The organism is Pseudorhodobacter sp. (assembly GCF_034675685.1).
Classification (GTDB): domain Bacteria; phylum Pseudomonadota; class Alphaproteobacteria; order Rhodobacterales; family Rhodobacteraceae; genus Pseudorhodobacter.
Genome location: NZ_JAUCDA010000016.1, coordinates 466,704 through 484,072 on the forward strand (window position 1 = coordinate 466,704; position 17,369 = coordinate 484,072).

Here is a 17,369-nt window from a genome sequence, read left to right on the forward strand (position 1 = left end):
TCTGGACCAAGGCGCTGACGGCCGCTCTTTACCCCTCGCGCAAAATCCGTGGCACCTTGAACTCTACCATCTCTTGCGCGGTCTCGACCAATTCCACCGTTGTGTCATAATGGGCGCGAAACGCAGCGATCACCTCATTGACAAGCACCTCTGGCGCACTTGCCCCGGCTGTGATGCCAACCGCACGAATGCCCTGCAATGCGCGCCAGTCAATATCCGTGGCACGTTGCACCAATTGCGCATAGGCACAACCTGCGGCACGCCCTACCTCTACCAAGCGCTTGGAGTTGCTGGAGTTGGGGGCACCGATCACCAAAAGCGCGTCGATCTTGGGCGCGATGGCCTTGACCGCCGCTTGCCGGTTGGTGGTGGCGTAACAGATGTCTTCCTTATGCGGCCCCACAATTGCCGGAAAGCGTGCCTGCAAAGCTGCGACAATCATCGCGGTGTCATCCACCGACAGGGTGGTCTGGGTGATATAGGCCAGCTTGCTTGCGTCCCGCACGGCCAGGCTGGCCACATCGGCTTCGGTTTCCACCAATAAAACCTCGCCTTCCGGCAATTGCCCCATGGTGCCAATCGTTTCTGGGTGGCCCGCGTGGCCGATCATCACCATCTGAAGGCCCTCAGAGGAATGGCGCGCGGCTTCGTTATGTACCTTTGTGACCAAAGGGCAGGTGGCATCAACGGCAATCAAGGCCCGCGCCTGCGCGGCGGCGGGCACTGATTTCGGCACGCCATGGGCAGAAAAAATGACGGGCCTGTCGTCTGGGCAATCGTCCAGCTCTTCCACAAACACCGCGCCTTTGGTGCGCAGATCATCCACGACAAATTTGTTGTGTACAATCTCATGGCGAACATAGACCGGCGCGCCCCATTTCTGCAACGCCAGCTCGACGATCTTGATCGCCCGGTCCACACCTGCACAAAATCCGCGCGGTGCGGCCAGATAAAGGGTCAGGGGCGGCAGGGTCATCGGATACTCCTGTGGATATGATGCGCTTTGTTTAAGGCGATGCGATACAGAGGTCCAGCGCCCCGCCGCATTTGCGAAGTTTCGTCGAGCCCGCAGGCGCAATGGTTTATTCAATCAGCCTGGCCGTGATCAGCGCAAGCCCGATATAGCGGCTGGTCTTGGCAATGCCGACCAACAGCAAAAACAGCCACAGCCGCGTGCGCATGACCCCTGCAACGACCGTCATTATGTCGCCGACAGGCAGCCAGCTTAGCAAAAGCACCCAGATGCCCCAACGCTGAAACCAGCGTTCCGCGCGGATCATTTGGGCCGGGCTTGCGGGAAACCAGCGCTTGCCCTCAAACCGGGTGATGCCATGCCCGATGTAATAGTTCACCAGCGCGCCAAGTGTGTTGCCAAGGCTTGCCACAACGACCAGCCAGACCAAAGAAACATGGCCTGCCACCTGCAGCGCGACAAAGAGCACCTCGGATTGAAATGGCACAACGGTTGCGGCCACAAACGCAGCAAAAAACAGCCCGAAAAGCGAGGAGACAAGCATCATGGACTGCCCTTGCCGCAAATCGGCGCTGGCTGCAAAGACAATCCACGCTGATTTTACGCGTTCTGCCATTCTGCAAATAAAAAGGGGGCAACCTGTGCCCCCTTGCCGATTGTTTCTAGCCCGTTGCCGCCACGTCCCCACATGGCCAGCACCTGAGCAGATTTACTTTACCGTCTCGGCGGTCTCAAGCAGGTCTTCGTTGTCAAAGCGTGGCTCGCGCGGGGGGCGGCCGATCACATCGCGCAGCTCGTCCAGCTCGATGAAGTTATCGGCCTGACGGCGCAATTCATCAGCAATCATCGGGGGTTGGCTGCGAATGGTTGATACCACGGAAACCCGCACGCCCTGCCTTTGCAGGCTTTCGATCAGCGGACGGAAATCGCCATCACCCGAAAAGATCACCGCGTGGTCGATGCGCGGCGCAAGCTCCATTGCATCCACTGCCAGCTCGATATCCATGTTGCCTTTCACTTTCCGGCGGCCCTGGCTATCGGTGTATTCCTTGGCGGGTTTGGTCACCATGGAATAGCCGTTGTAATGCAACCAGTCCACCAGCGGGCGAATGGGCGAATAATCGTCATTCTCCAGCAGCGCTGTATAGTAAAACGCCCGCAACAACTTGCCCCGGCGCATGAATTCATGCCGCAGCAATTTGTAATCAATGTCGAAGCCCAACGATTTTGCCGCTGCATAAAGGTTGGACCCGTCGATAAATAAGGCGAGTCTTTCGTCCTTGTAAAACATCACTTTTCCCATCTAAAAAGCACGCACACATCATTTTCGCGAGTGTCAGAGGCTCGAAATTATTTTGTTTGCGAATGTGGGTTAATATCTGGTTTTTGGCTGTAAGTTCAACCCTCACTATACGAAAGCGTAAGGGGCAAAAGGATGGTCGAAATGATCTTATTGTTGGCTTTGGGCGCGAATTTGCCAAATGACCTTACATCAACGAGGCGCTTGCCCGCCGACACGCTGCGGGCGGCTTTGCAAGAGTTGACCGCCTCTGGCTTGCGGTTACAGGCCCAAAGCCGGTTTTACATGACCCCGTGCTTTCCAGCGGGGGCAGGCCCCGATTACATCAACGCCGCCGCCGTGCTCCATGCAGACCCGCACCGCACCGACGGCTTGCAATCGCCGGATCAGATTTTGGCACTGCTGCACCGGATAGAGGCGGCGAATGGCCGCAGGCGTGCGGGCCGCTGGGCGGGGCGAACGCTTGACCTTGATCTTTTGGCCATGGATGACAGGGTTCTGCCCGATGCAGAAACCCAGCGCTATTGGCAAGATTTGCCCCCCCAGGATCAACTTCGCCTTACCCCCGACCGCCTGATTTTGCCGCATCCGCGCATGGCCGAGCGGGCCTTTGTGCTGGTGCCGCTGGCCGAAGTGGCGCCCGATTGGCGCCATCCAACCCTTGGCCTTACGGTGGTGCAGATGCGGGATGCGCTGGACAGCACCGATCTGGCCGCGGTGCGCCCATTGGCCCCTGACGCCGTTCCATAATTCGCCGCCGGCCACCCTATCCTGTGGCTTATCACGGCAATTTGTCGCGTTTCAGGCCAGATCATGGGGCATAAGGCGCTTGTCAAGGGGTTTGCCAGCCCTTACATAGACCGTTCCTAACCTCAAATCTGAAAGGGTGTCTTTATGGCCCGCGTCACGGTTGAAGATTGCGTTGACAAAGTTCCGAACCGGTTTGAGCTGGTAATGCTTGCCGCCCACCGCGCCCGGGAAATCCAGGCCGGATCTCCGCTTACGGTGGAGCGCGATAATGATAAAAACCCCGTCGTGTCCCTGCGCGAAATTGCCGAGGAAACACAAGCCGCCGATGCGCTGCGCGAACGGATGATCGAAAGCCATCAAACCCAGATTGAGGTTGATGAGCCGGAAGAAGACAAGATGTCGTTGCTTATGGGCGGCGAAATGGACCGTCCTGCGACGGATGACATGTCAGAAGAACGGCTGCTGCGCGCCTTGATGGAAGCGCAAGGGGCCAGTTGAGCGCCAGTTGAGCAAAGCATCATACCAACAGGGTGCGCATGAGGGCGCCAAAACCAAGGCAAGTCGCCGAAATAGGATGTGGCGGGGATGATCGACGTCGAAGACTTGGTCGCCCTCGTCCAAAACTATAACCCCCGCAGCAATGCAGACCTGATCCGCAAGGCTTATGCCTATGGGATGCGTGTGCATGACGGCCAGTTTCGCCACTCGGGAGAGCCGTATTTCACGCATCCTGTTGCCGTCGCCGCCATTCTGACGGAACAGCGGCTTGATGATGCGACCATCATCACCGCCTTGCTGCATGACACTATTGAAGACACCAAAGCCACCTATTCTGATGTTGCCGCGATGTTTGGGGACGAAGTGGCAGAGCTTGTCGATGGCGTCACCAAACTGACCAATCTGCAACTTTCCTCGACCCAGTCGAAACAGGCTGAAAACTTTCGCAAGCTGTTCATGGCAATGTCCAAGGACCTGCGGGTGATCCTGGTCAAACTTGCCGACCGCTTGCACAATATGCGCACGATCAAATCCATGCGCCCCGACAAGCAGGCCCAGAAAGCCCGCGAGACGATGGAAATCTTTGCGCCCCTTGCGGGCCGCATGGGCATGCAATGGATGCGCGAGGAGTTGGAAGACCTTGGCTTTCGTGTCCTGAACCCCGAGGCGCGCAATTCGATCATCCGCCGCTTTATCACGCTTCAGCGTGAGGCGGGCGATGTTGTCTACAAGATTACCGCCGATATCCGCACCGAGCTTGACCGTGCCGATATTGACGCCGATGTGTATGGGCGCGCGAAAAAGCCCTATTCCGTATGGCGCAAGATGCAGGAAAAAGACCTGTCGTTTTCGCGGCTTTCGGATATCTACGGTTTCCGTATCATCACCCGAAATGAGGCCGATTGCTACCGCGTGCTGGGGGTGATTCATCAACGCTGGCGCGCCGTGCCGGGGCGGTTCAAGGATTACATCAGCCAGCCCAAAACCAACGGCTACCGCTCTATCCACACCACGGTTTCGGGGCGTGATGGCAAACGGGTCGAGGTGCAGATCCGCACGCGCCAGATGCATGAGGTGGCCGAGGCAGGCGTGGCCGCCCATTGGTCCTACCGCGAAGGCGTGCGCGCCAATAACCCCTTTGCGGTTGATCCCGCCAAATGGGTGGCAAAGCTGACCGAGAATATGAATGAGGAAGACCACGACGATTTCCTCGAAAACGTAAAGCTGGAAATGTACACCGATCAGGTGTTTTGCTTTACCCCCAAGGGCGAGGTCATACAGCTTCCGCGCGGCGCGACCCCGCTGGATTATGCCTATGCCATCCACACCCGCATCGGCAATTCCACGGTTTCGGCCAAGGTCGATGGAATCCGGGTGCCGCTTTGGACGCGGCTGAAAAATGGCCAATCGGTTGAAATCATTACCGCCCAGGGCCAACGCCCGCAATCCAGCTGGATAGAGATTGTTACCACGGGCCGCGCCAAAGCCGCCATCCGCCGCAGCTTGCGCGAGGAGGACCGGGGCCGGTTTGTGAAATTGGGCCGTGAACTGACCCGCGCCGCCTTTGACAATATGGGCCGCAAAGCGACGGATAAAGCGTTGCGCACTGCCGCCCGCATGTTGGGGCTGAATGACGAAAGTGACCTGCTGGCGCGTGTTGGCTCGGCCGAACTGACCGCGCGCCGGGTATTGGAAACACTGTATCCAGAGCTGACTCAGGTGGCGGGTGATGTGGTTGATGCCAGCCGCCCCGTCATTGGCCTTGGCGACAATCAGACCTTTCGCCGCGCCGGCTGTTGCCAGCCCGTACCGGGCGAGCGCATCGTGGGCATCACCTATCGCGGCCTCGGCGTAGTGGTGCATGCGATCGACTGCCCCGCGCTGGAGGAATTGGAAGATCAGCCCGAGCGCTGGGTTGATCTGAACTGGCAATCGGGGCGCCACGCCCCTGTCAACACTGTTAGCCTTAACGTAACAATCTCGAATGATGCGGGTGTGTTGGGGCGAATCTGCACCTTGATCGGTCAGCAAAAGGCCAATATATCGGACCTGCAATTCACTGACCGAAAACCAGATTTTTACCGCTTGCTGATTGACGTTGACTTGCGGGACGTAGAACATCTGCATATGATCATGAACGCCCTTGAAGCCGAGACGGATGTGGCCGAAGTTGGCCGCCATCGCGACACCCGGCGAAAGCCCTGATCGCAGAATAAGGAAGACCCCGGGGCATGGTATTCAAGCGGCGTAACAAACGGTCGTGGGGGCGGGCATTCACCGAGGCCTTGTGGCCACGCGGCGGATGGACACGCGCTGCCCATTACATGAAGCACAGGTTGCGCCGCTTGCCCGATGCCCCGCACCGCATCGCGCGCGGCATATTTGCCGGGGTTTTCATCTCGTTCACGCCGCTGTTCGGGCTGCATTTTGCTGGTGCGGCGTTTTTGGCATGGGTCATGCGGGGCAATATCCTTGCCTCGCTGATGGCCACCTTCGTCGGCAACCCGATCACCTTTCCTTTCATCGCGGCGTTTGGCGTGGAATTGGGGAACTGGCTGCTTGGCCATCCCGGAGTCATGTCCCCCCTGGAGATATTTTCTGATTTCGGCCGTGCAAGCGCCGAGTTCTGGCGCAACATCACCTCACTTTTCAGTGACGATGTTGCGCATTGGGATCGGCTGCATCGGTTTTTCTTGCGGGTCTATCTGCCCTATCTTCTGGGCGGCTTCATTCTGGGGATCGTCGGTGGAATCTCAAGCTATTATATCAGCTTGCCTGTCATTCTCGCCTATCAAAGCCGCCGCAAGAAAAAGCTGCGCGACCGGCTTGCAAAACGGCTGGCCGCGCGTGGGCTGGAGTTGGACAAGCACGCCGCGAATGGCCCAAAGCCATCGGATGATGGCGCATCGGGCCAAGCAAAGTCTGGGCAAACAAGGTCTGGGGATGACGTGGCCCGGACAAAAGGTTAATCTGGGGTGCAAAGCCCTTGGTGTTGGGGCTGGGTTGAAAGAAGGATTGCATGATGAAACCTCTGGGGCGGCTGCGGCTGGGTATCAACATCGACCATGTGGCGACCATTCGGAACGCGCGCGGCGGCGCATTGCCCGACCCTTTGCGCGCCGCCCTTTTGGCCGAGGCGGCAGGTGCCGACGGTATCACCGCCCATCTGCGCGAAGATCGCCGCCACATCCGGGATGCGGATATTGAGGCGCTGATGGCCGGCATTTCCATTCCGCTCAACTTTGAATGTGCGGCGACCGATGAAATGCAGGCAATCGCCCTGCGCCACAAGCCCCATGCCGTTTGCCTCGTGCCCGAAAAGCGCGAGGAACGCACCACCGAGGGCGGGCTTGATGTGGCGGGCGATGCGGCCCGCCTTGGGGCCTTCATTACCCCCCTGCGCGAGGCCGGTTGCCGCGTGTCCCTGTTCATCGGGCATGAGCCGCGCCAGATTGCGGCATCGGCAAAAATCGGTGCGGCGGTGGTTGAATTGCACACCGGCCGCTACTGCGATCTGGTCGCTGATGGCCATGAGGCAGAGGCCGCAGCAGAGTTTGAGGCCCTGCGCACAGGTGCCACGCTTGCCCATTCGCTGGGGCTTGAGGTGCATATGGGCCACGGCCTTGACTTTGAGACGGCGGCCCAGGTTTCAGTTTTTTCCGAGGTGGTTGAGTTGAATATCGGCCATTTCCTGATTGGCGAGGCGGTGTTTCGTGGCCTTGGCCCTGCGATTGAAGAAATGCGTCGCCGCATGGATATTGCCCGGGCCAGTGCGGGGCGGGCATGAATTTTCGACGAAAATTCGGGGGCCAGCCAATGCCCGCCTGTGCCACATGATTGTTGGTATCGGAAGCGATCTGGCGAATATTGACCGGATAGCAGCTACGCTCCTGCGTTTTGGTGACCGTTTTCGCAACCGCGTTTTCACCGAGCAAGAACAACGCCGTGCTGAAACCCGTGCCCATGCCCCGGCAACCTATGCCAAGCGCTGGGCGGCCAAAGAGGCCTGTTCCAAAGCGCTTGGTACGGGGCTGCGCATGGGCATTGCATGGCGCGACATGGCGGTGTCAAATCTGCACACGGGCCAGCCGCAAATGCAGCTGACCGGCTGGGCGGCCGGGCGGTTGGCCGCCATGACTCCGCCGGGGCATACGGCGCATGTCCATGTCACCCTGACCGATGATCACCCTTGGGCCCAGGCCTTTGTGGTGATCGAGGTACGGCCGCTGACCGCATCTGCGCTGCTGCCAATTACCCCCACAAACCCGCAGCCCGCTTGACTCCTCACGCCTCCACGCGCATGTAGCGCCGCAAAGCAGCAAAAGGCAAAAACCATGGCCAGCAAGGCAAAACCCGAAGGCGGCATCGTCGAGACCATCAAGACCATCGTTTACGCGCTGTTGATTGCGGGCATTTTCCGTACATTGTTCTTTCAACCCTTCTGGATTCCGTCAGGCTCTATGAAGGATACGCTGCTGATCGGTGATTTTCTTTTTGTGAATAAAATGGCCTATGGCTATTCCAAATACTCTTGCCCGTTTTCCATGTGCCCCGTTAGCGGCCGTCTGCTGTTCTCGGAACCAGACCGTGGCGATGTCGTGGTGTTTCGCCACCCTGTCAGCGGCGCTGATTATATCAAGCGTCTGATTGGGTTGCCGGGCGATACTGTGCAAACCCGCGACGGTCAGATCATCTTGAACGGAACCCCAGTGCCACAGACCCCGGATGGACAGTTTTCAGAAATCTATGATCGTCAGGGGCCGATGGGCCATTTGCCGCGCTGTGAAAACTCGGCCGGGGCGGTTGGCATCGGCGCAGAGTGCACCAAGTCGCGCTTTATCGAAACGCTGCCGGGCGGGCGCAAACATGCGGTGCTGAACATAGATACCAATGGCGCTGGCGATAATACCGATGTGTTCACCGTGCCTGCCGGGCATTATTTCTTTATGGGTGACAACCGTGACAATTCGCAAGACAGCCGCTTTGGCCAGGCCGTTGGCGGTGTTGGCTTTGTGCCTGCCGAAAACCTGATCGGGCGGGCCGACCGGATCATGTTCTCGTCTGCCGGGTCGTCGCTGTTCTATTTCTGGACGTGGCGCGCTGATCGCTTTTTCAAAGCGGTCGAGTGACAGCGATGGGGGTCACCGGCGCATGATGCAAAGCCCAAGCCTTTTCAGGACATTCTTTGACAGGAAGGGTACAGCCTCGCGCAAGCGGGGCTGGTTGGTTTTCGGGTTTGGTGCAGTTACGCGGGGGGCGGGCCTTGCGCTGGCCGCCCTTCCTGTGGCGTGCGAGCGGTATCGGAGAACGGTAGAATGAAGCTTTCTGCGGAACTTCGAGCCTTTGAAGGCCGCCTGGCCCATAGCTTTCGCACGCCTGAATTATTGGTAGAGGCGGTTACCCACGCGTCAATCTCCTCGCCCACCCGCCCCGACAACCAAAGGTTGGAGTTTCTGGGTGATCGGGTATTGGGCCTTGTGATGGCCGAGGCGCTGCTGACGGCTGATATTGGCGCCGCCGAGGGCCTGCTTGCCCCGCGTTTCAATGCCATGGTGCGCAAGGAAACCTGTGCCGATGTGGCGCGGGAAATCGGGCTTGGCGATGTGCTGAAACTGGGCCGCTCGGAAATGATGTCGGGCGGGCGGCGCAAAGAGGCGCTGCTGGGGGATGCGCTGGAAGCTGTGATTGCCGCCGTCTATCTTGATGGCGGCTTTGATGCCGCCCGCAAGCTGATTACCCGGCTTTGGGCCCCGCGCATCGCCTCTGTCAAGCAAGACGCCCGCGACGCCAAGACCGCGCTGCAAGAATGGGCGCAGGCCCGTGGCATGACGCCGCCGACCTACACGGAACAAGCCCGCTCTGGACCTGATCATCAACCGATCTTTACGGTTGCGGTGCGGCTGGACAATGATGAACACGAGACGGCATCCGCCGGAACGAAACGCGCCGCCGAACAGGCCGCAGCCCGCGCCCTTTTGGCCCGGATGGAGCAAAAGACATGACCAACGATCACCCCATCAGCGACCCCGCACCCGGCCCGGTTGGCGGAGAGGGAAACACCCGCGCAGGCTTTGTTGCCCTTATTGGCGAACCCAACGCCGGCAAGTCGACGCTGCTCAACCGTATGGTCGGTTCCAAAGTGTCAATCGTGACGCATAAGGTGCAGACCACGCGCGCGCGTATTCGGGGTATCGCGATGCAGGGCAACGCGCAAATCGTGTTTGTCGATACCCCTGGCCTGTTTCGCCCGCGCCGTCGGCTTGACCGTGCCATGATCGCCGCCGCCTGGGGGGGGGCGGCTGATGCCGACCTGATCGTGTTGTTGGTCGAGGCCCATCGCGGCTTGACCGAGGGCACCGCCGCCATCATTGACAGTATGCGCGACCGGATTCCACAGGGTCAGAAAGTGGCTCTGGCTATCAACAAGATTGACCGGGTAAAGGCCGAGGTTCTTCTTGGCCTGTCACAAAAACTGAATGAGGCGTTTCCGTTTGCCGAAACCTTTATGATCTCGGCTGAAAAGGGCTATGGCGTTGATAAAATGCGCGAATGGCTAGCGGGAGAGCTGCCCGTCGGCCCGTGGTTCTATCCCGAAGACCAGATTGCCGACCTGCCGATGCGCATGATCGCCGCTGAAGTGACCCGCGAAAAGCTGACGTTGCGCCTGCACGAAGAACTGCCCTACCAACTGACCGTGGAGACCGAGAAATGGGAAGACCGCAAAGACGGGTCTACCCGGATTGACCAGATCGTCTATGTGGCGCGTGATGGTCACAAGGGCATCGTTTTGGGCAACAAGGGCGAAACCATCAAATCCGTGGGCCAAGCGGCGCGTGTCGACCTGACGGAATTTCTGGGCCGCCCGGTGCATTTGTTCTTGCAGGTCAAGGTGCGCCCGAACTGGCTGGAGGAACCGGAACGCTATTCTGAAATGGGGCTGGAGTTCAAGGACGGGAACTAGGGGGTGGTCAATATCGGGCAGGGGCCACGAATTTTCGTCGAAAATTCAGATTTTTCTGTCGAAAAATCGGCCTCCGGCGGGGATATTTTTGAACAGATGAAAAGCAGAGCATGCAGGCGCGACTAACGGCGGATTTCTGGGTGAAGGCCTATCTGAAGCGTTTGCTGCTTGCGGGCATCCCCGCCTTTATCACCGCGCGTGGTGATGCGACAGCGGGGGCGGTTTTGGTCAAGCAATCCCCGATGGACGGCAGCGCCCGCGCGTTTCAGCGCAGCTTTGATCTGCAGTCCGGCGCGCGCGTCTGGGTGATTCTGGCCGAAGGCGTCGAGGCCGATGTTGATGCAGCCATCACCCGCCAGCGCAGTTTTGATCCTGATCTGTGGGTGATCGAGGTCGAAGACCGTGCGGGCCGCCATTTACTGGACCAAGAGGGGCTGGCGGAGTAGTGCCACGCTTGCAATAGTCACCCAATGGATTGGCAAGACGAAGGGGTGCTGATTGCCATGCGTGTGCATGGTGAGGCCTCCGCGATCATCGAAGTGTTCACCGCAGCCCATGGGCGTCATGCGGGGGTTGTGCGGGGCGGTGCCTCACGCAAGCAGGCTGCCATCATGCAGCCCGGCACCCAGCTTGCCGTCTCATGGCGGGCACGGCTGGCTGACCATATCGGAACCTTTACCGTAGAGCCGCTGCAAAGCCGCGCGGGTTTGCTGGCCGATCGTTTGGGCCTGGCTGGTCTGACCGCGATTTGCGCCATGCTGCGGGTTGCCTTGCCGGAACGTCAGGCGCATCCAACCTTGTGGCGGGCCACGATGGCGCTGCTGGCGGCGCTGGAGCATGACCGCGAGTGGCCCGCGCTTTACCTGCGCTGGGAGGTGACGCTGTTGGAGGAGCTTGGCTTTGGCCTTGATCTTTCGCGCTGCGCGGTGACCGGCAGCCGCGATGATCTGAGCTTTGTCAGCCCGAAATCCGGCCGTGCGGTTAGCCAGCAAGGCGCGGGCGTATGGGCCAATCGCTTGTTTCCCTTGCCACAGTGCTTGATGGGGCAGGGGCCCGCTGCGCCATCCGAGATTATTCAGGGGCTTGTCATTACCGGGCATTTCCTGACCCGCGAATTGGCCGAGGCCCTGTCAAGCCATGCCTTGCCCGAAGCACGGAACCGATTGTTGACCCTGTTGGAGAAGCAAAGATGAAGGCCCCGCTGAAAGCTTTCGTCCGCAGGGGCCACCCGGCCCAGTCAGCTTTAACCAAGCGGCTGCACTGCGTTCCCCCAGCCTTGGGGCGGCCCACGCTGCCTGGCCGGGTGGCGGCACCGAATTGGCAGATGCGGCTTAGGCGGGGGCTGGCCGCCCTTGACCCCAAGGCGATTCCCCTAAAGCCGGTTCGGGGGCATGTGGCCCAAGCGCTGCCGGTGTGCATAACACCTTATTTGCGCCATGCGTTGTCGTTTTTTGCCCAATCTGTCGCCACGGGCCAAGACGCCACCCCATTGCCTGGCGCAAAACAGGGTATCGACGAGGAAATTCAACCGCATGGCAAATAAGTATATTCCGACTCTGCTGCGGCATAGCCCTGTTCCCAAAGTGCATCATTTCGCCTTGCTGGCCGGGTTGGATGCTTCGGTGCGCGGCATGCTCATATCGGTGATGCCGCTAACGGTTTACGATGCGCTTGGCAGTGCGGAATCTGTCAGCCAGGTGTATTTCATCGCGGGTCTGGCCTCGCTTTGTCTTGGGTTGATGGTGCCGTGGGCCACGCGCTATATCCCCCGGCGCTGGATGTATACCATTGGCACCTTGCTGTATATGCTGGGCGCAGCCTTGGCGGTTCATGGCAGTTCGGTCACCGTGCCGCTGGCGCTGATGGCGAATGCCGGGGCGACAGCCACCACTTTTGTCTGCTTCAACGCCTATGTGCTTGACTACATAGATCGCTCCAATCTGGGCAAGGCCCAGTCGCTGAACATGGTCTATGCGGCAGCGCCCTGGGCGATTGGCCCGCTGTTGGGCGTTTGGCTGCGGGAACTCTGGGCACCGCTGCCGTTTTTACTTGCTGGAGCCCTGGGGCTGATCTTGTTGATCACCTTTTGGATATTGCGTCTGGGCAATGGCAAACAGATAAGCCGCGCCCGCCGCCCCGCCACCAATCCGCTGGCATTCATGGGGCGTTTTTTCGCGCAGCCCCGGTTGATTGCTGGTTGGATGTTTGCGGTTGTCCGGTCTTGTGGCTGGTGGGTTTACGTTGTGTATCTGCCGATCTTTTGTATCGAAAACGGCTTGGGCGACAAGGTTGGCGGCGTCGCCCTTTCGCTTTCCAACGCGCTTTTGTTCATAACCCCGCTGATGCTGCGCCTGGTCAACAAGCTGACAGTGCGGCGTTCTGTTCGGCTGGCCTTTGCGCTTTGTGCCGTGGCCTTCGCCGGCTCGGCGCTTGTGGCACCGTTGCCATGGCTTACGGTAGGTTTCATGATGGGCGGCGCCGTCATGCTTGTGGTTCTTGATGTGGTGGGTGGCCTGCCGTTCCTTATGGCCGTCAAGCCGTCAGAGCGTACCGAGATGGCCGCGATCTATTCCAGCTTTCGCGATGTGTCCGGAATAATAACCCCCGGCTCGGCATGGCTGGTTTTGTTGGTGGCCCCGCTTCCGGCGGTGTTCGCGCTGACCGGGTTGGCCATGGCTGGCTGTGTCGTCGTTGCGGGCAAGCTGCATCCACGTTTGGGCAGCCGCCGCCCCTCACACGGGCGCTTGTTGCCAGAGGAACTGCTGCCAGAGAAATAGCGCAGACTGACCGGAGCGGAAAAGAAAGCCAAAGGGGAATGCAAAACACGGCCGTTTCGGGCTTGATCCGATTGCCGCAGAGCCTTGCATCGGCATCTGGGCGGCAAGCCAAATATCAATGGCATGGCCCCAAAGAGTCTTGTCCTGAACCTGCAATGGCAAAAGGGGCGCTATTTCAATCTTGCCTCAGGGCATCTGTGACAGCCGATATCAAGGCCTTTTGCAGGAACATGGCACCAGTATTGGAAAAGTGATCATCATCGTAGTATAGAATTTTTTCGCCAAATGCGTTGACACATCTGTCTGGGATAACCGTGTCACACAAGACATCGGAAGATCGAAACCGACTGATACGCGGATCGGCCAGGCTGTCTAAAAACTCGATGCTGATTTTGTTGCGATCTTTATACCGCTGCCAACTGGTAGAAATCTGGATATTATCGTCGCTGCCTATTGTGATGGCGTAAAGTTTGGCAAACAGCTCTGGCACGTCCCACCCCGCTTCGGGAGAGGGGTAAATGACCAATATCTTTCGGCCCAAACCCAAAAGCGCCTCGATCCCACTTTCAAAGCGATCAAATAGCGCCTTGGGATAGGCGGGAGAGCCTATCTCATGGTTGGGCAGGATGAATGTATCAACCAGCCCATTTTCGACGCCGCCTTCGCCATTATCAAAACGACGGTCAGTCAGATAAACGGTCCAACGCGCCGATAACAGAATCAGCTCCGGGTGCGCGTTTTGTAGCAAGGCCATGACTTGATTGGTATATTTTGTACAATCACGCGTTTGCGCGACTAGGCCCGTGATGGGCAGGCATGAATTTGCTGTCAATTGCCAAAAGCGATACCCAGCCTTTTGGGCGGCCTCACGCAGGGCATGCGCATAGTGATCGGCGTGGCTGTCGCCGAGCAGCACCACAAGCGGCGCAGTCGGCGCACCGGCAGAGCAGGACTGAACAGCGATTTCGGCATCAAAGGTTTCAAAGGTTCGCAGGCAGTCCGTATAATCGTTTTTGTCACCTTTGGCCTGCAAGATAAAGTCGGGCATAGACCCGCTTCTTGCCCATGTCCCGTCGGTCATATGCCCAGCCACGCCAAAGGCAAGAAAGGTTGCGCTGATCAATGCAGCGCTGCCCCAAAGGCTTTTGCGCGTTGCAAGCACAGGATTGACGCGCCTACGAAGCGGTTGTTCGACAAAGCGCCATGTGACATAGGCCAAGCCAAGCGATACCAGCGCGCAAGACAGCATTACCAGGGCCGCAGGTTCCTTTAAGCTGCTGAGGCGGGCAAAGGCGAAAAGCGGTTGATGCCACAAATAGGCGCTATAAGAAATCAGACCAATTGCGACCAGCGGGGCGGTTGACAGCAACCGCGCAACCCAGGTGGCCTGCCCGGCGAATAGAATGATCAGGGCCGTGCCACCGACCGGAAGAAGGGCGAAAATGCTGGGAAAAGGCGTTGTACCATCAAAATAAAAGACCGCAAACAGGATAGCGACCAACCCGGCCAAGCTTAACATGTTGTTCGCTTGCAAGGGATGTCGGGCCAAAATGAAAGCGCAGATTGACCCCATCCCTATTTCCCACAGCCGAGAAAGCGTGAAAAAGAAGTTTCTGCCCATATTCTCACGCCAGCCGATTTCGGCCACCAACAGGCTTAGCAGAACAAAAATCACGCAAATCACAAAAACCTTGCCACGCCCAAAGCGCCACAGGGCCATCAGGCTGAGCGGGAAAAACAGATAGTATTGTTCTTCAACGGCAAGGCTCCAAGTGTGAAGCAGGGGCTGAAGCTCGGCGTTCGGGGCGAAATAATCAACTTGGCTTAGAAAGTAAAAATTCGAGATTGAAAGCACGGTGGCAAAGCTGCTGGCCGCAAAATCTGCGAATTGTTCGGGCAGCATATAAAGCCATGCAAAGGGAATGCAGGTCGCCATCACGACATATAGCGCGGGCAAGATACGCCGCGCCCTGCGTTCGTAAAAGCGGTAGAGCGAAAACTGCCCGCGGTCCAATTCTGCGATCAGCAGGCTTGTGATCAGATAACCGCTGATGACAAAAAACACGTCAACGCCGACAAAGCCACCACCAAAAAACCCAAACCCTGCATGGAACAGAATTACGGGCAAAATCGCTATGGCTCGCAAACCATCTATTTCCGGTCTGTAGCGCACGCGCGGTTCATCCCTGTAACTTTTGCTGATCAATACCAGAGCGCTGGCGGGTTTCAAATACAGTTTTTTCCACGGCATCAAGGCTGTATTCGTGCAGCGGTTTAGGTCCCTGGCGTGTTTGATGCCTTGGGTTCACGGCCATTCTCAGCGCTCTTTCCCATCCTTTAGCGTCAGCAACCTTGTCTGGGCCGAAAGGCGGGTGCTTGAATTAGCAACCCTCTTGAAACCCCCTGCGCCCATGCCTACATACCGACAGTCGGTTTGTAACGGTGCGAAGAATGAAGAACGATCACATATCTGAAGTAACGGCTGCCCCCAAGCGCTTGCGTATGGCGCCCGATGCCCGTCGGGAACAAATCCTCGACACGGCGCAAAAGCTGTTTTTTATCCGCGGCTGGGACCAAGTCACGATTGCCGATGTTCTGACCGAGGTTGGCATTTCGAAGGGGGGATTCTACCATCACTTTGCCGCCAAGGAGGATTTGCTTGATGGTGTGGTAAAGCGTTTCACGATCGAGGCGCTTGCCGCTGCGCAAGCCGCGCGTGATGCCACATCTGGCGATGCTCTGCAGCGGTTCAACGCCTTCATTGCCGAGACCAGCCGGTGGAAAGCCGAGCAAGGGCCGCAGATGAAATTTTTCTTTGATGTCATGCTGCGCCCCGGCAACGATGTTCTGTTTGGCCGGATAACGGCGGCGGCAAATGCTGCTGCGATGCCGGTACTGCTGGAAATGATCATCCAAGGGGTTGATGAAGGGGTGTTCGAGGTGCCCGATATTGGCCTTGTTGGCGAAACCATCATGGCGCTTACTCAGGGGCGTCGCGCGGTTATGGAAGCGGCGCTGCAAGCCGCCGCGTCAGGCGATCTGGAGGCGGCAACGGCGCGCCTCAGCCAGCGGATGGTGTCAGAGGGCGCACTGATCGACCGGATGCTTGGCCTGCCGGATGGCAGTGTAAGGCTCGTCAATCCCTCAGAAATCCGCCTCATGCTGCGCGCAATTGTAGACGGCTGAGACAACGACGGCGCAGGGAAACCCCCCTGTCCGAACGACGATAAGCAAAGGAAAAAACATGCTCAAGGTAAGAGAATTGAAATCGAATGTCTGGGAACTGACGCTGGACGGTGTTCTGGAAAAGGGCGATATTGAGGTAATGGAACGCGAGCTTACGCCTGCGCTGAAGGGTGACGGGCCGCTGGGTTTGATCGTCCGCGCCGAAGGCTGGAAAGACATCACTGCCGATGCGATGGTCGAGGATGCGAAGTTTGAATTCGGGATGCTTGCCCAGTGGTCCAAGATCGCGAAGATGGCGCTTGTGACCGACCTTCAGGCATTTGCGGCGGTCATGAAATGGATCGACCCGATCCTGCCGATGATCGACATGAAGGCCTTCGCCGCCTCCGATGTGGCGGCCGCTGAGGCGTTCGCCTCTGACCTGCCGGTGAGGCAGGCGGCAGCTTCAGGCAGTGGTGTGAATTTGCTGTCTGACGGCAAGGACGGTGTTCTTGCCTATGAGATCGACGGCCGGATCACCGCAGACGACGTGGACAAGCTGCTGGCCCCGCTTGAGGCGCATATGAAGGGCGATGAAAAGATCAACCTGCTCGTGCGGTTCAAACATTACGACGGCTTTGACCCGGCGATCCTGATTGACGGGTCGGTGATGGGCAGCAAGATCAAGGCGATCACGCATCTGGGCAGGTACGCAGTTGTGGGTGCGCCAAAATGGATGGCGGCAATGGTCAGCACGGTCGGTGCAATGATGCCGTTTGAGATGCAGATGTTTGACGCATCCGAAGATGCCGCCGCCTGGGCTTGGGTTCGCGGCGCATAGGTCACCATGCCGCCCGGTCTTGCCGGGCGGTATATCCAAACAAACCAGATTTCAGGGATCGGTAACGATAGCCTGACCGGCATGGCGTCTGGCAATGGCGCGTG

At 58.4% G+C, this 17,369-nt stretch carries 19 protein-coding genes; 14 read left to right on the forward strand and 5 right to left on the reverse strand.

Translation table 11 applies throughout. The annotated features are described in order from the left end of the window. Positions 1–28: 28 nt before the first annotated feature. From ispH to VDP61_RS13700, 3 genes are all read right to left on the reverse strand, one after another. On the reverse strand, positions 29–976 hold the full coding sequence (gene ispH, locus VDP61_RS13690; RefSeq protein WP_323007414.1) for a 4-hydroxy-3-methylbut-2-enyl diphosphate reductase: 948 nt from the start codon (positions 974–976) through the stop codon (positions 29–31). A gap of 106 nt (positions 977–1,082) precedes the next feature. Continuing rightward, on the reverse strand, positions 1,083–1,520 hold the full coding sequence (locus tag VDP61_RS13695) for a YqaA family protein (protein ID WP_323007415.1): 438 nt from the start codon (positions 1,518–1,520) through the stop codon (positions 1,083–1,085). Between the two features lie 162 nt (positions 1,521–1,682). Continuing rightward, positions 1,683–2,264 (reverse strand): NYN domain-containing protein, encoded by a 582-nt coding sequence (locus VDP61_RS13700; protein ID WP_323007416.1) that lies wholly within the window; start codon positions 2,262–2,264, stop codon positions 1,683–1,685. Between the two features lie 153 nt (positions 2,265–2,417). Between VDP61_RS13700 and folK the strand changes: the two genes are divergently transcribed. The 12 genes from folK (at position 2,418) to VDP61_RS13760 (ending at position 13,259) form a co-directional block, all read left to right on the forward strand. Next, complete coding sequence (gene folK / locus VDP61_RS13705) at positions 2,418–3,023, forward strand: 2-amino-4-hydroxy-6-hydroxymethyldihydropteridine diphosphokinase (protein ID WP_323007417.1); 606 nt, start codon at positions 2,418–2,420, stop codon at positions 3,021–3,023. A gap of 144 nt (positions 3,024–3,167) precedes the next feature. Next, positions 3,168–3,521, forward strand: coding sequence for a DNA-directed RNA polymerase subunit omega (gene rpoZ / locus VDP61_RS13710; protein WP_323007418.1), 354 nt, complete (start codon positions 3,168–3,170; stop codon positions 3,519–3,521). Between the two features lie 87 nt (positions 3,522–3,608). Next, entirely contained in the window at positions 3,609–5,726 is a 2,118-nt protein-coding gene (locus VDP61_RS13715) for a bifunctional (p)ppGpp synthetase/guanosine-3',5'-bis(diphosphate) 3'-pyrophosphohydrolase (RefSeq protein WP_323007419.1), read from the forward strand. Between the two features lie 26 nt (positions 5,727–5,752). Further along, entirely contained in the window at positions 5,753–6,490 is a 738-nt protein-coding gene (locus VDP61_RS13720) for a DUF2062 domain-containing protein (protein ID WP_323007420.1), read from the forward strand. A 53-nt stretch (positions 6,491–6,543) separates the two neighbouring features. After that, on the forward strand, positions 6,544–7,308 hold the full coding sequence (locus tag VDP61_RS13725; protein ID WP_323007555.1) for a pyridoxine 5'-phosphate synthase: 765 nt from the start codon (positions 6,544–6,546) through the stop codon (positions 7,306–7,308). 46 nt (positions 7,309–7,354) lie between these two features. Then, positions 7,355–7,801 (forward strand): holo-ACP synthase, encoded by a 447-nt coding sequence (acpS, locus tag VDP61_RS13730; protein ID WP_323007421.1) that lies wholly within the window; start codon positions 7,355–7,357, stop codon positions 7,799–7,801. Between the two features lie 54 nt (positions 7,802–7,855). Next, entirely contained in the window at positions 7,856–8,650 is a 795-nt protein-coding gene (lepB, locus tag VDP61_RS13735) for a signal peptidase I (protein ID WP_323007422.1), read from the forward strand. Between the two features lie 186 nt (positions 8,651–8,836). Beyond that, positions 8,837–9,523 (forward strand): ribonuclease III, encoded by a 687-nt coding sequence (gene rnc, locus VDP61_RS13740; protein ID WP_323007423.1) that lies wholly within the window; start codon positions 8,837–8,839, stop codon positions 9,521–9,523. Beyond that, complete coding sequence (gene era / locus VDP61_RS13745) at positions 9,520–10,482, forward strand: GTPase Era (RefSeq protein ID WP_323007424.1); 963 nt, start codon at positions 9,520–9,522, stop codon at positions 10,480–10,482. Before rnc ends, era begins: the two co-directional genes overlap by 4 nt. Before the next feature lie 110 nt (positions 10,483–10,592). Further along, entirely contained in the window at positions 10,593–10,928 is a 336-nt protein-coding gene (locus VDP61_RS13750) for a DUF1491 family protein (RefSeq protein ID WP_323007425.1), read from the forward strand. Between the two features lie 24 nt (positions 10,929–10,952). Then, complete coding sequence (recO, locus tag VDP61_RS13755) at positions 10,953–11,675, forward strand: DNA repair protein RecO (RefSeq protein ID WP_323007426.1); 723 nt, start codon at positions 10,953–10,955, stop codon at positions 11,673–11,675. A 339-nt stretch (positions 11,676–12,014) separates the two neighbouring features. Next, positions 12,015–13,259: an MFS transporter gene (locus VDP61_RS13760; RefSeq protein ID WP_323007427.1), complete on the forward strand. Its 1,245-nt coding sequence runs from the start codon at positions 12,015–12,017 to the stop codon at positions 13,257–13,259. A 175-nt stretch (positions 13,260–13,434) separates the two neighbouring features. Here VDP61_RS13760 and VDP61_RS13765 read toward each other — a convergent pair whose 3' ends face one another. After that, entirely contained in the window at positions 13,435–15,432 is a 1,998-nt protein-coding gene (locus tag VDP61_RS13765; RefSeq protein WP_323007428.1) for an acyltransferase family protein, read from the reverse strand. Positions 15,433–15,439: 7 nt separating this feature from the next. Next, complete coding sequence (locus VDP61_RS13770) at positions 15,440–15,574, reverse strand: hypothetical protein (protein WP_323007429.1); 135 nt, start codon at positions 15,572–15,574, stop codon at positions 15,440–15,442. 136 nt (positions 15,575–15,710) lie between these two features. Here VDP61_RS13770 and VDP61_RS13775 point away from each other — a divergent pair, with 136 nt between their 5' ends. Continuing rightward, positions 15,711–16,445, forward strand: a complete 735-nt coding sequence (locus tag VDP61_RS13775) for a TetR/AcrR family transcriptional regulator (RefSeq protein WP_323007430.1) — start codon at positions 15,711–15,713, stop codon at positions 16,443–16,445. Between the two features lie 58 nt (positions 16,446–16,503). Further along, positions 16,504–17,265 carry an STAS/SEC14 domain-containing protein gene (locus tag VDP61_RS13780; RefSeq protein WP_323007431.1) on the forward strand — a complete coding sequence of 254 codons (762 nt, stop codon included), beginning with the start codon at positions 16,504–16,506 and terminating at the stop codon, positions 17,263–17,265. Positions 17,266–17,369: the final 104 nt, after the last annotated feature.